Source organism: Martinezella miluonensis (assembly GCF_900094545.1).
GTDB classification, from domain to species: domain Bacteria; phylum Pseudomonadota; class Alphaproteobacteria; order Rhizobiales; family Rhizobiaceae; genus Rhizobium; species Rhizobium miluonense.
Window position 1 is genome coordinate 1 of record NZ_FMAH01000014.1, and the last position, 13525, is coordinate 13525.

Annotated in this window: 13 protein-coding genes; 3 read left to right on the forward strand and 10 right to left on the reverse strand. The window is 60.8% G+C overall.

Going from position 1 to position 13525, the window contains the following annotated elements; all coding sequences use genetic code 11:
• The 5 genes from GA0061102_RS13645 to GA0061102_RS13665 form a co-directional block, all read right to left on the reverse strand.
• The coding region (locus tag GA0061102_RS13645; protein ID WP_139115058.1) for a transposase at window positions 1–278 on the reverse strand (278 nt) is incomplete at its 3' end.
• A gap of 109 nt (window positions 279–387) precedes the next feature.
• Window positions 388–2790 carry a hypothetical protein gene (locus GA0061102_RS13650; protein WP_092848366.1) on the reverse strand — a complete coding sequence of 801 codons (2403 nt, stop codon included), beginning with the start codon at window positions 2788–2790 and terminating at the stop codon, window positions 388–390.
• A 61-nt stretch (window positions 2791–2851) separates the two neighbouring features.
• Window positions 2852–4147, reverse strand: coding sequence for an adenylosuccinate synthase (locus tag GA0061102_RS13655; protein ID WP_092848376.1), 1296 nt, complete (start codon window positions 4145–4147; stop codon window positions 2852–2854).
• Between the two features lie 203 nt (window positions 4148–4350).
• Window positions 4351–5148: a class I SAM-dependent methyltransferase gene (locus tag GA0061102_RS13660; RefSeq protein ID WP_245298007.1), complete on the reverse strand. Its 798-nt coding sequence runs from the start codon at window positions 5146–5148 to the stop codon at window positions 4351–4353.
• A 193-nt stretch (window positions 5149–5341) separates the two neighbouring features.
• On the reverse strand, window positions 5342–6196 hold the full coding sequence (locus GA0061102_RS13665) for a GNAT family N-acetyltransferase (RefSeq protein ID WP_092848385.1): 855 nt from the start codon (window positions 6194–6196) through the stop codon (window positions 5342–5344).
• Between the two features lie 325 nt (window positions 6197–6521).
• Here GA0061102_RS13665 and GA0061102_RS13670 point away from each other — a divergent pair, with 325 nt between their 5' ends.
• Together GA0061102_RS13670 and GA0061102_RS13675 are read left to right on the forward strand one after the other, a co-directional pair.
• A complete protein-coding gene (locus tag GA0061102_RS13670; protein ID WP_092848387.1) occupies window positions 6522–7844 on the forward strand; it encodes a UDP-glucose dehydrogenase family protein in 1323 nt (440 codons plus the stop codon).
• Window positions 7845–7858: 14 nt separating this feature from the next.
• Window positions 7859–8863 carry an NAD-dependent epimerase gene (locus GA0061102_RS13675; RefSeq protein WP_092848390.1) on the forward strand — a complete coding sequence of 335 codons (1005 nt, stop codon included), beginning with the start codon at window positions 7859–7861 and terminating at the stop codon, window positions 8861–8863.
• A gap of 162 nt (window positions 8864–9025) precedes the next feature.
• Here GA0061102_RS13675 and GA0061102_RS13680 read toward each other — a convergent pair whose 3' ends face one another.
• From GA0061102_RS13680 to GA0061102_RS13690, 3 genes are all read right to left on the reverse strand, one after another.
• Window positions 9026–9754: a class I SAM-dependent methyltransferase gene (locus GA0061102_RS13680; RefSeq protein WP_092848393.1), complete on the reverse strand. Its 729-nt coding sequence runs from the start codon at window positions 9752–9754 to the stop codon at window positions 9026–9028.
• 69 nt (window positions 9755–9823) lie between these two features.
• Window positions 9824–10213, reverse strand: a complete 390-nt coding sequence (locus tag GA0061102_RS13685) for a RidA family protein (protein ID WP_092848397.1) — start codon at window positions 10211–10213, stop codon at window positions 9824–9826.
• 60 nt (window positions 10214–10273) lie between these two features.
• Window positions 10274–11203 (reverse strand): DMT family transporter, encoded by a 930-nt coding sequence (locus GA0061102_RS13690; protein ID WP_245298008.1) that lies wholly within the window; start codon window positions 11201–11203, stop codon window positions 10274–10276.
• Window positions 11204–11418: 215 nt separating this feature from the next.
• On the opposite strand from GA0061102_RS13690, the gene GA0061102_RS13695 reads away from it, so the two are divergent.
• Window positions 11419–11844 carry a hypothetical protein gene (locus tag GA0061102_RS13695; protein WP_092848400.1) on the forward strand — a complete coding sequence of 142 codons (426 nt, stop codon included), beginning with the start codon at window positions 11419–11421 and terminating at the stop codon, window positions 11842–11844.
• 51 nt (window positions 11845–11895) lie between these two features.
• On the opposite strand, the gene GA0061102_RS13700 is transcribed toward GA0061102_RS13695, so the two are convergent.
• Window positions 11896–12507 carry an alpha/beta hydrolase gene (locus tag GA0061102_RS13700; protein WP_092848403.1) on the reverse strand — a complete coding sequence of 204 codons (612 nt, stop codon included), beginning with the start codon at window positions 12505–12507 and terminating at the stop codon, window positions 11896–11898.
• 14 nt (window positions 12508–12521) lie between these two features.
• Window positions 12522–13454, reverse strand: coding sequence for a VOC family protein (locus GA0061102_RS13705; protein ID WP_092848409.1), 933 nt, complete (start codon window positions 13452–13454; stop codon window positions 12522–12524).
• Window positions 13455–13525: the final 71 nt, after the last annotated feature.

The following is a 13525-nucleotide window of genomic DNA, read 5'->3' on the forward strand; positions in this document are numbered from 1 at the left end:
ATCGTCTCCACATTACGCCGGCATTCACGCTCCAGTCGCCGGGAGGAGCGCACCTCGTTGAAATAGCCGTAGATGTAGAGCTTCAGCAGATCACGCGGATCGTAGGGGGGACGACCTGTCGAGGCCTCAACCGCTCGCCTGAATCCGAGCTGCGCAACATCAAGCCCATCGACAAAGGCATCGATCACCCGCACCGCAGCATCTGCCGCAACGTAATCCTCGATCCGGGCTGGCAACAGCGACGTCTGACCCCGATCAGTCCCTGAAATGTATCCCATGAAAATGGCCGCATCGTTTCCAATGCGGCCACCTTAATTGATTTGCCGGACTTCTCACACAGGCTGCGCGCAAGCCCGCCTTTTTCATGTCTTTCGATGCCTGGAGAGCTTACTGGCCGCTCGAAGCAACGCCGCCAAGAGCCTGCCACTCCGCAATCGCCTTGTTGAAGGCATCCGTGCCGGTCGGGCCCTTTTCCATAGTCAGCAAGGCACGACGACCGTTGCGGTAGACGACGGGAATGTCGATCCAGTTACGGCTCTTCAAAAGGTCGAGGTTGGTCTTGCGCGCATCCGGGAAATCGTTGAGAGCGACCATATAGACATCATCGGTAACCTTGGCCGGCACAGCGATGAGGGCATCGCCGCGATCCTGCTCGGTCGCCTTCAGTGCAACACGTTGCACATTGTCGATCGCCCCACCCTCGAAATTCGCCGGCACCTGGAAGGCAAGCTCGATCAGATGGCTGGCAGGAAGCGAAGGGTCCGCATTTCGAGAAACGGTGATCGTTGCCGCCAGGCCGCGATCCGGAACGGTGATAAGACCCTGCACCGAGGGCTCGGGCCGGCCATCGGCGCCTTTGCCTTGCTGCAGCGACCAGCTGACCGTGCCCTGGAAGGCGGAAGGCGACGTCTGGCCGAGGCGCTCCTCATAAAGGAAAACCTTCTGTCCGTCGGTAGCCGAAGCCGTCTGCTGCGCAGCCGGTTGTGAAGGATTGGCGGTGGCGGCCTGCTGTTGATTTGCGGCGGCGGGGGCCTGCTGGCTCGTCGAAGCCTGAGTATCGGCGGCAGGCGGCTGGGCCTGGGGCACACCCGCATTGTTCGCAGGCGGCGTCGTTGCCGCAGCACCAGCAGGCGGCGTTGCCGCAGCGGCCGGAGCCTTGGAAGCCACATTTTGCTCGGCCACGGACTTGCCTTCGACAACGCCAGGCTGAGCACCTGCTGCGGGACCTTTATCCTCTTCCGTGCCATTGGACAGGAGCCGCTGCGTGAACTTGGTATTGACCGTATTGGGATCGCTGTTCAACGCAGCGACATCGGTATTGCCGGCGCCCGCAGGCTTGGCGGCAGCCGCACTATTCTGCGGGAGCGTCGCCGAAGGCTGGGCCGGTGCGCTGTTCGTAGCTTTGTTGCTTGCCGTATTGTTGTTTGCCGGATCCGAGGCGGGAGGCGTCGCGGCACTCTTCGGTGCGGAGCTGACGAGCTTCGTCACCATATTGTTGAGCGCATCGCGGTTCAGCCAAGCGGCATAGCCACCACCGCCCACAACCGCGAGGCCGACAAGCGTCAGGATGATACCGGTGACATTGATGCGGCGACGCTTCGGCTCCATGCGGAAGCTTTTGCCCTGCAGCTTCGCAGCCATCGCCTGATCGAGATCCGGCGGCATGGACGAAGCTCCTCCACGATCCCCTTCCGCGCGCTTGTCGAAACCGGCAAGCTCCTTCAGCTCGCGCCAGCCATCGTTGTCAGTATCGGCATCGGTGCCCGTTTTGCGGGGAGAATGCACGTCGGCGAAGAGATCGACGTCCTCGAAGGCGTTGTCCGACAGCTGCTGGGCGGGCTGCATCGGTTGAGAAGCAGCCGGGCCTGGCTGCAGCTCTTCGAACACATCCGCGTCCCAAGCGAAGGCTTTGTTGGCAGCTGGTGCCGGCGCCTTCACATGTTCGGGTGGCTCTATAGGATGACCGAACACCGTGTCGGCAAAAGCTGCAGCCGGCATGACCGGCTCTTCACGATGCGGAACGGCGGGCTCGGGAGCAGCGCGGTGCAGCGGCGCATCGACCTCAGCCCAGATCTGCTCCACCTGGCTGATGACGTCGTCAACCGCTGCTCTTCCAACCTGCGGCGCAGGAGCCGCATGGACGGGCTCGGCGGCAACAGGCACCACCTCTTCCGCAGGGTGCTGGGGTTCTTCGTGGTAGGTTTCCGGTTCGTCGTGATGGACCGGTTCGTGGGCCGGCTCCACATGAGCCTCGGCATGATGATGCTCGCCAACGTCATGGTGCGCAGCAGCAACATGCTGCCCTTCCTGATGAGGCTCGCTCCATTGCTCTGCGGGCGCAGGCTCCTCTGGCCAATGCTGCTCAACAGATACAGCCGCCTCGTGATGGGCAGGCTCTTCATGGACCGGTTCTGGAGCGCTCGTCTCCTCATGGGCGTGAATCTCGGCAGGGGCCGGCTCAGGTTGATGCGCATGGAGCTCCGGATGAGCTTCGACATGATGTTCTTCGACCGGCTCGGGAGCCGCCGCTTCATGTACGACAGGCGCTTCGGCGGCCGGCTCTTCAGCCGCCGGCAGAGCCTCGGCATGTTCGGCTTCGACCTCGACGATCGCGGCTTCGAGCTTGTCGAGCTGGCGGCGTAGCATCTCTTCCGGCGGGCGCGGCTTCATGCTCTCGAGCTGCCGCTGAACGGCACCACGAGCCCGATCGTAAACCTTGACCCGCATCTCGGGAGTATTTTCCGTCAGGCCGTCAACGGCCCGTCGAATGACTGCTACAAAATCCGCCATCAGTACTTTCTCATGATGCCCAGCGAGCAGCCGGGCCGGGATTCGTCATAGGTTCGCGACTTTAGCCCTCAAAGGGGTCCGTCACAAGTATGGTGTCCTCGCGCTCAGGGCTGGTCGAAAGCAGCGCCACCGGTGCACCGATCAGTTCTTCAACCTGGCGGACATACTTGATCGCCTGGGCTGGCAGATCGGCCCATTTGCGTGCGCCGACGGTCGACTGCTTCCAGCCTTCAAGCGTGATGTAGAGCGGCTCGACACGAGCCTGCGCCGCCTGGCTCGCCGGCAGATAGTCGATCTCCTTGCCATCAAGCTTGTAGCCGACGCAGATCTTCAGCTCGTCGAGGCCATCGAGCACGTCGAGCTTGGTAAGCGCGATACCGGTGATACCCGAGGTCTTCACCGTCTGGCGCACCAGCACGGCGTCGAACCAGCCGCAACGGCGAGGACGGCCGGTATTGACGCCAACTTCGCGGCCGACGGTCGACAGATGCTTGCCGATCTCGTCGTGCAGTTCGCATGGGAACGGCCCTTCGCCGACGCGGGTCGTATAGGCCTTGGTGATGCCGAGGACATAGCCGAGTGCCGTCGGTCCGAGACCGGAGCCGGCAGCGGCCTGTCCGGCAACCGTGTTGGACGAGGTCACGTAAGGATAGGTGCCGTGGTCGTTATCGAGCAGCGCGCCCTGCGCACCTTCGAAAAGGATACGGGCGCCGGCCTTGCGCTGCTCGTCGAGCAAGCGCCACACCTGATCGATATAGGGCAGGATGTGTTCGGCGACGGAGGTCAGCTCGTGATGCAGGGCATCGAAGGAGATTTCGTCGACGCCCATGCCGCGGCGCAGCGCATTGTGATGGGTCAGAAGCCGGTCGATCTTGGCCGGCAGAGTCTCCGGCTCGGCGAGGTCGATAACGCGGATGGCGCGGCGGCCGACCTTGTCTTCGTAAGCCGGGCCGATACCACGGCGCGTCGTGCCGATCTTCGTGCCGCTGTTGGAAGCGGCATCTTCCCGCATGGCATCGAGGTCGCGATGCAGCGACAGGATCAGCGGCGCGTTTTCGGCGATGCGCAGCACGTCGGGCGTAACGGCAACGCCTTGTGCACGCAGTTTTTCAACTTCGGCGACGAAATGATGGGGATCGACCACGACGCCGTTGCCGATGACGCTCAGCTTGCCGCGCACGAGGCCGGAGGGCAGCAGCGCCAGCTTGTAGCTGACACCGTCGACGACAAGCGTATGACCGGCATTGTGCCCGCCCTGAAAGCGCACAATCACATCGGCGCGTTCCGAAAGCCAATCGACAATCTTGCCCTTGCCTTCATCGCCCCATTGTGAACCGATCACTACAACGTTCGTCATTCTTCAATTCCCGCTTCCTGCGCACGGAGGCGCGCCTTGCTCAAACCCGCGCATCTATAGAGCTTTGTTTTTGGGAAAGCGACCCTGTTGTCTCAGGAGATTCCGCTTTTTGCATGACGAATCAGCACGCCCAACAGGATTTCTCCCTCGGAACGGCCGGACGGGGCCAGGATCGACCGCGTCCGGCCGGCGTCGATTCCCGATCAGATACCGGGTTTATGTGCGACGACGTGAAAGTATTCATGCTCAGGCAACGCAACGTCGCCGATCGCCTCTCCATCCAGGTCGAGCAGCAGCGCAGGCGTTGCAAAGCCGGCCTCGGCCAGCTGCGACTGGAGCTGCATGGGTGTCGTCGCATAGACCATCACGCCGAAATCGTGTGCGCCGTGCAACAGGATGGTATGTTCGCCATCGCGCTGTTCGAGGGGCCTCAAACGATGCTGACGCAAGGTACCGGCGATGCGCCCTTCGACATAGCGAAGCGTCCTCAGCCCGAGCCGCACCGGATTGGCCGTCCATTCCAATCTGCGATAGTCGATATGATGCTCGAAACCATGCCAGCCGCGATGAAATGTGGAGAAGACGAAAGCACCACCGGAGGCAAGAACACGGGTCGCCTCGAGCAGAACAGCCCGCCGGCCATCGGCATCGACCGAGTCGATACCATTATAGCTGAAGACGACAAGATCGAAGCTGGCATCCTGGAATGCCGACAGATCGCGCGCATCCATGATCTCGAAACGGAGATCGGGGTGATTATGGCGACAAAGGTCGACCATCTCGGGCGTGTAGTCGATACCGACGTAGTCGCTGGCAGTCGCACGCAAGAGATCGGCTGTGCGGCCCCCACCGACACCGATATCGAGAATGCGCCCCCTGCCCGCTCGCGGGGTAGCAATGGAGAAAGCGATGCGCTCGCCTTCATTGAGATAACCGCTGCTGCGGCGATAATCCCGCAAGGCCCAGGGATTGCGCCAGGTCTGCCGGTTAATACTTTCCATGACATGCATAGCCGGACTCCAACAAAGAAAATGAACAATCATTGTTCGATTTTTCCCCTAGGCGCCCCCGGACGATCTATATATTAGCTGAATCGGAGATGCAGCTGCTAAGGTTGTTTAAACCTCCAACCGAGCCATTAATCGTCTGTTAGGGTTAACGACACGGCTTCTTGCCGGCGAAACGTGAGCGGCGCTAGCCGAGTTCGAGCGTGGTCACGCCGAACACGCGATCGAGCGGTATCTCCGGCGCCTTGCCGCGATACATGCGGGCCGTCTCGAAGACCGGCGACAGACCACAGTCTTCTGCGAGTTTGATACCTTGTACATTGTCTGCCGGCACGTCCAGATAGACCGGTGCCCCCTCGGCCTCGCCCAGCAGCCTTGCCAGCAAGGCCCGCGCTACGTCCGGCTTGTTGGCGAAAAGCGGACCGATCTTATAGCCGTGGAAACAGCGGCGAATGGTCCCGTAGCCGCGAACCCTGCTGCCACCGCCGACGATGAAGGTTGTCCGTCTTTCCGGTGCCCCACACCATGCCTTGATGAAGGAATGGCGCAGACCGGGGAAGATTCCAGCATCGTAATGCACCAGCCCTTCAAGCTTGCCATTCGTGACCGGCACGACCTGCCCCGACTGATCTCCTATGTCGGGTGCTTTGGCGATGCCGGCGTAGCGCAGCGTCCGATAGGCTGTTTCGAAGCCGTGGCGGCGGTAATAATCCTGCTGTGCAACGACGCCGTCCAACCCGACAATACGATTACCGGCGAGCATCATGCCCTTGTTCCAGAGCTGCTTGCCATATCCTCTGCCGCGAAATTCCGGGTGCAGCATGTAAAGGCCGAGAAAGGCAAAGCTCTCGCCATACCGGACGACCGAGATACAGCCGACCGGCACCTCTCCAATCGCGCCGACGAGGAAACCCGATGGATCCGCCTCCCAGAATGCAGGGGCATCATCGACACCGGGATTCCACCCCTCCTGCCGAGCCCATTCCAGAGCGAGTTCCAATTCCCCGGCTCGCATTGTACGCACGGCAAAAGTCGATTTCATGCAATAGTCCCGAACCGCCCATTCTATTTCGTTCCAGCGGAACGATTACCCTTGATTCATCATGCGGCAACATGTTGCCGATCACAAGCGAGAGGTATGATAAGCTTAAAGTACAAAGGCTTCGTTTAACTTTGCACCCAGGTAACGGCACCAGTAGAACGACGGAAATGCAAACAGCTTCTGTGACACTTCTGTCGCAATTGTCCCGGCCGAGGATATCGCATATAGGCGGCACGAATGATCCTGTGTATAAGCGCAGGTGATCGCCAATGCCGGCTCCGCGTCTTAACGCCGGGCCTGGCGCCAGCAAGAGGATTGAAGTTTCATGCGCATCACGATGATCGGCTCGGGGTATGTAGGGCTTGTGTCTGGCGTCTGCTTTGCCGATTTCGGCCATGACGTTATCTGCGTCGACAAGGACGCCAGCAAGATCGCAGCGCTGCAGCACGGCGAGATGCCGATCTTCGAACCAGGCCTCGAACAGCTCGTCGCAGATAATGTCCGTGCCGGGCGCCTCTCCTTCACGACGGAGGTCGAGACGAGCGTTGCCGGAAGCGACGTCGTCTTCATCGCCGTCGGCACGCCTTCTCGCCGCGGCGACGGCCATGCCGACCTCTCCTACGTTTACGCCGCCGCGCGCGAGATCGCAGAGCACGTCAAAGGCTTCACCGTCATTGTTACGAAATCGACCGTGCCGGTCGGCACCGGCGACGAAGTCGAGCGCATCGTCCGCGAAACCAATCCGCAGGCCGATGTCGCGGTCGTCTCCAATCCGGAATTCCTGCGCGAAGGTGCTGCCATCGAGGACTTCAAACGTCCGGACCGCATCGTCATCGGCCTCAATGACGATCGCGCCCGCGGCGTCATGACCGAAGTCTACCGGCCGCTCTACCTCAACCAGGCACCGCTGCTCTTTACCGCCCGCCGCACGTCGGAGCTGATCAAATACGCCGCCAACGCCTTCCTTGCCATGAAGATCACCTTCATCAACGAGATGGCCGACCTCTGCGAAAAGGTGGGAGCCAATGTGCAGGAAGTCTCGCGCGGCATCGGCCTCGATGGCCGCATCGGCTCGAAATTCCTACATGCCGGCCCCGGTTACGGCGGCTCCTGCTTCCCGAAGGACACGCTGGCACTGGCAAAAACCGCCCAGGATTTTGACAGCCCCGTGCGCCTGATCGAAACCACGATCTCCATCAACGACAACCGCAAGCGCGCCATGGGCCGTAAGGTGATCGCGGCGATGGGCGGCGATATCCGCGGCAAGACCATTGCCGTGCTCGGCCTGACCTTCAAGCCGAATACGGACGACATGCGCGACAGCCCGGCGATCTCAGTCATCCAGACGCTGCAGGATGCCGGCGCGACGGTGACGGGCTACGATCCGGAGGGCATGGACAATGCGCGCCTGTTGATCGACAACATCGCCTATGCCGACGACGCCTATGCTGCGGCGCGCGGTGCCGATGCGCTCGTCATCGTCACCGAGTGGAACCAGTTCCGCGCGCTGGACTTCGCCCGGCTCAAATCCGTCATGAACGCGCCGGTCCTTGTTGACCTTAGAAACATCTATCGCCATGACGAGGTCACAAAGCACGGCTTTGCCTATACAAGCGTCGGCAGACCCTCTAACGACGCCACACTGTAAGCAAAGGCCGACCAATGCGTTATCTTATCACCGGCACCGCCGGCTTCATCGGATTCCATCTCGCCAAGCGCCTGCTCGATGAGGGTCATTTCGTGGTCGGTTTCGACGGCATGACGCCCTATTACGACGTCAAGCTCAAGGAAAAGCGGACCGCGATCCTCGCCCGTTCCAACGGCTTCAAGGCCTTGACAGGCATGCTCGAGGACAAGGCTGCGCTGGACCGCGCGGCGGAACTCGCCGAGCCTGATGTGATTGTTCATCTCGCAGCCCAGGCGGGTGTGCGCTACAGCCTCGAAAATCCGCGTTCCTATGTCGATTCCAATGTCACCGGCTCGTTCAACGTGCTGGAATTGGCAAGAAATCTGCAGCCGAAACACCTGCTGCTGGCATCGACCTCCTCTGTCTACGGCGCCAACGAAAAGATCCCGTTTGCCGAAAGCGACAAGGCCGACGAGCAGATGACGATCTACGCGGCAACCAAGAAGAGCATGGAGCTGATGGCGCACAGCTATGCCCATCTCTTCAACGTGCCTACGACCGCCTTCCGCTTCTTCACCGTCTATGGCCCCTGGGGCCGCCCGGACATGGCGCTCTTCAAATTCGTCGACGCCATCCGTAACGACAGGCCGATCGAAATCTATGGCGAAGGCAAGATGAGCCGCGATTTCACCTATATCGACGACCTCATCGAAGGCATCGTGCGCCTCATCGGCGTCGTTCCTTCGGAGGAAAGCCGGGTCGTCTCGGAGACGGTCATCGACACCCTGTCGAAAAACGCGCCCTTCCGCGTCGTCAATATCGGCGGCGGCCAGCCTGTGGGATTGATGACCTTCGTCGAAACCATCGAGACGATGCTCGGCAAGAAGGCGATCCGCAAGATGCTGCCGATGCAGCCGGGCGACGTGCACAACACCTATGCCGTGCCGGACCTGCTGGTGGCACTTACCGGCTTCAAGCCGCACATCGAAGTCGACGAGGGCGTACGCCGCTTCGTCGAGTGGTATCAGGAAAACTACTAAGCGAAACCGGGCTGCCCGGCCGGGCGAGAGCAATTCCAGGAAAAGTGCGCAGCGGTTTTCCGTCCGGAATTGCGTCAAAACAATAAAGCAGAGCGGTTCGGAGATTCCGTGAAGACCTGAACCGCTTTACTCCCGGCCGAAATGGGAGCGCCCTCCCCGCCGTCAGGTTCGTGTCGAAATCAGCAGAAACATCGGCCGCTCGCGCTCGATCACCCAATCCGGATGCAAAGCCAGATCTTCGTCGCTCGGTGACCATTCCTCGACATGGGCAATGGCAAAACCGGACTTGATCAGCAGATTGAGCGTCGTGCCCATGGTGCGATGCTGCTTCAAGACACCTTCGGCGAGCCAATTCGTCAGCCTCTTTCCCTCGATCTGGTAGGAGCTCAGGGGCCAGATCTTTCCGCCATCCTCATCGGTCAGCCATTTCGGCTGCCGCGGTGCCATGTAGATCGGATGCTCAATCGAAAAGATCAGCCGCCCGCCGGGCTTCAGCGCCTGCCGGATCGTCGTCAGAAGTCCGGCGAAATCCTCGATATAGTGGAACGCCAGAGAGCTGTAGACGAGATCGAAGCTCGCCTTGGGAAGCTGCAGCTTTTCCAGATCCATCCTGTCGTAGCGTATGCGTGGGTCCGTCGTCTCTGCACGGGCGCGCGCAAGCATCTTGTCGGATACATCAAGCCCCAGCACGCTGATAGCACCCTGCTCGGCTGCCCAGCGGCAAAACCACCCGAAACCGCAACCGAGATCCGCAACGTCGAGGCCATACAGATGTGGCAGAAGAGCCTGCATTGCCGGCCACTCGGCCGCTCCTGCCAGACCCTCTACCGACCGCCGAAGCTGGCTATAGCCCTCGAAGAAGCCTGGATCGTCGTAAATATTCTGGGTCATCACAGCCTCATGAAACGCGGCAGGCCGATCCGACGGCGCCAGTTGCAGGAGCCGTGACAGCCGTACGCATCACATCACCTTCGCCGCCGTGATCTCGACCTCCACCAAAAACTCGGCCCGGGTAAAGCCGCTGACGATCAGCAGCGTCGAGGCCGGTTTCGGATCCAGCGTATAGCGGTCGCGAACGGCCATATAGGCCGGAATATCCTCGCGCGTGGTCACGAAGCCGGCGATGCGGATCACGTCGGCAAAGCTCATTCCGGCTTCATCGAGAATGGCGTTGATCGCTCTGAAACAAAGATCGGCCTGCGACGTAACGTCAGGCGGAATGCGGTCATCGAGACCGATGCCGAGCTGGCCGGATGTGACCAAAAGACTGGCGCCCGGCGACACCAGCAGACCGTGATTGTAATTGCCAAAGGGACGGCGGACGGACGGCGGATTAAATATCTTCTTCATCGATATCGACTCCTCGTGATTGGGAGATTTCAGCATTTTGAGACTGAGCCGACAAGCCGTTCAATGCGCTTGTGCTGAAGTAACCGCCCGATTTCGCCGTACCTCCAGCAGGATGTGGCCGAAAAGCGCGGCAAGGACGATCGGCCCGCCGATCAGCGTTGCCGTCGACGGACGCTCGGCAAAGACCATCCAGACCCACAGCGGCGTCAACGGCACTTCGAGCGCCGTCAGCAGCGCTGCATCGGAGGCCGGAACGAGCCGTGAGCCGAATGTATAAAGACTAAGACCCATCGCATTTTGAATGATGCCGAAAGCAATGATCAAGCCGAGATCCTGACCCGAGACGGCAAGCGGCGACGCAAACCAGAAGGTCGTGAAAGAGCAGAGCCAGGCAGAAAGCGCCATGGCCGGCAGCATAGGCACGTCGCGATGCCGCCGCATGATGACGGCGAGAGCAGCGACCGTCAGCGTCATGACGGCGGCCAGCCCCTTGCCGAGCCAGCTGCCGCCGTCGCTCGCGTGCCCCGAAAGCATGACAAGCACGCCGATGAAGGCGATGCCGCTGGCGATCAGCGTCCGCACATTCGGACGCTCGCCGATAAAGAGGAAGGCGACGCCCGCGGTGACGAAAGGCACGGTGGCATAGATGACCATGGCATCGGCAACCGACGTATAATAGATCGAGCCGATCCCGCTGATCATCGACGCCGTGGAAAAAATCGTCGCGGCCAGCGAAGGGCCGCGCATGGAGCGCAGGATGCGAAAGGCGTTGCGGCGTTCGATGTAGAAAAACAGCGTGAAGACACCCAGGCCGGAAACGACCCCGCGGCAGAAGAGAATGGTCATGAGGTCGGCATGGATGGCTCGCACGAAGAGGCCGGAGGTCGACCAAGCCAGCGCCGAAAGCGCGACATAAGTCACGCCCAGCCTATATTGTTGCTGTTCCACCAGCGTTACCATCAGCTCCTCCGTCGCCTTGCGGCAGATCATTAGCGAGTGCCAATGAGGCTCACAAGCAAAGCTTGCGCCGCGGCATGTCGTGTATGCCGGAAGATGGTGAGGGTTGCAGGAAGGCCACGCCCCCGATCCGGTCGGTTGAGCGGCGGATAGCCGACGCATTTCCGAACGCAAAGTTGGGCATATTCACCTTGCAGATATTATTTGCCCGTCTACGGTTTGCACGGTTTCGATCAAGGGAGAATCAATTGCGCTTGCTGTCAGCCACTTTGTTCGCATGCGGCTGCGTCAGCCTGGTCGACGCACCGCTATGGCCGCCGGCAGAAACCTATGTCGACACGACGATGCAGTGCAGTCAAAGCAGCAATCCTGCCCGTTGCCAGCATATGCGCGATCGGTGGAAAGCCGAGTATGAAGAAGCGATCGCCGGCGGATACCGAGCGCAGAAACATGTGGCCTTGTGCCTGAGCACCGGCTGCGATGGGGCGATCCAGCCCGACAAGATGCTCGGCTGCGCCTGGCGTATCGTCATCGCCGATGTAACGCACGCTCAGCCGGACAGTATGGATCGCGCCAATCTCAATCGCTTCTGTGGAACGGACTATATCGACGCAAAGGGAAAGCTCGAAGCCGCCTCGCAAGCCAAAGCGATGCAGCGGCAGATCGGCAAATAACGGGCCGCGGAACAGCCTGTGACTATTCCGCGGCCATGGTCTTGATCGGCCTTACGCGTAGGGCGCGAGGAAAGCACGGATGGCTTCGATCTCGTTCGGCCGGATGTCATGGCCGCCGGCATGCCAGTCGAGCCTCACCTGTGCCTCTTGCCGCGTAAAATAGTCGGCGAGCGCCTTGGTGACCGGTGCGGGCGCGATCGGATCCCGTTCGCCCGCGGTGATCAGCACGCGCCTGCCCTGCAGCCTGGCATTGTCCTTCGGCTCGAACGGGATGAGCGGATGCATCAACACGGCCGCATCGAAAAGGTCGCCATGCTCGATCAGCACATTGGCGAGGATGTTGGCGCCATTGGAAAAGCCAAGGCCGAGCACCTGCGACGCGCTGTATTCCGCCGCCAGGCTTGAGACGTAGTTCGCCATCTTTTCCGTCGCCCGGGCGAGGTCAGTCATGTCATAGACGCCCTCGCCCGTACGGCGGAAGAAGCGCGCAGCCCCATGTTCCGAAACGTCGCCACGCGGCGATACGATGGTCGCGTCCGGCAACAGACGGGCGGCGAAATCGAAGAACTGGTTCTCGTCACCGCCAGTACCGTGGAAGGTGAAGAAAATGGGCTTTCCGGGTGCACCGGCCTTCAGCCGGTGCACATAACTCGTGTCAATCATGGTCTTTCCTCCGATTAGCCTTCCAGCGGCTCCAGATGCTGCTCGATCAAGCCGCGCAGATGCGTGTGCTGTTCGGGCAGCTTCAGCGCTTCGCCGAGATGAGCCGTATCCTCGTCGCGGTTGAAGCCGGGTTCATTGGTGGCGACTTCGAACAGCACGCCGCCCGGTGTGCGGAAGTAGATCGCCCAGAAGTAGTCACGGTCGATGACCGGCGTGACCTGATAGCCCGTATCCATCAGCGCCTTGCGCACTTCGAGCTGCTTTGCGCGGTTCTCGACGGCAAAGGCGACATGGTGTACGGAGCCGGCACCCGGAAGCGCGCGGTTGATGTTCGGCATCGTCTCGAGGTCGACATAGTCGGCACCGTTGCCGCCGGGAATGGCAAGCCGCTTGACGCCCTCATGCGTGTCGACAACTTCGTAGCCCATGTACTTCAGCAGTTCCGCCGTGGCGCCCTCGTCCCGCAGCCGCATGGCAACGGAATGGAAACCCCTGATAGCGTGCTCGGCATCGACGCCGCCATGCGTCCAGGGCAGGCGGTTGTCATCCTTCACCTCGACGAGAGCAAAGCCATCGCCATCCGGACCTGCAAAATGCAGGCGCTTTTGGCCGAAGGATTCGTCAACCTTCAGGCCTTCGACACCACGCTGACCAAGTCGCTCGGTCCAGTAACCGATGGCACCTTCCGGAACGGAATAGATCGTATTGCCGACTTCTCCGGTACCCGGGCGACCGCGCGCCATCTTCGGAAACGGGAAGTAAGTCATGATCGTGCCGGGTGTGCCGATCTCGTCACCATAGTAGAGGTGATAGACGTCGGGAGCGTCGAAATTCACCGTCTTCTTGACGCGGCGCAGGCCCAGCGTGTCCGTGAAGAACTTATTGTTGGTGCGAGCGTCTTCCGCCATCGAGGTGACGTGGTGAAGACCTTTGATCTGATTAAGCATCTCTGACCCCTTGTCTCGCCTGCACCGGCAGGCGTTTCTCATGGGCAGAAGATGGTCTTGTGGGCGGCTTT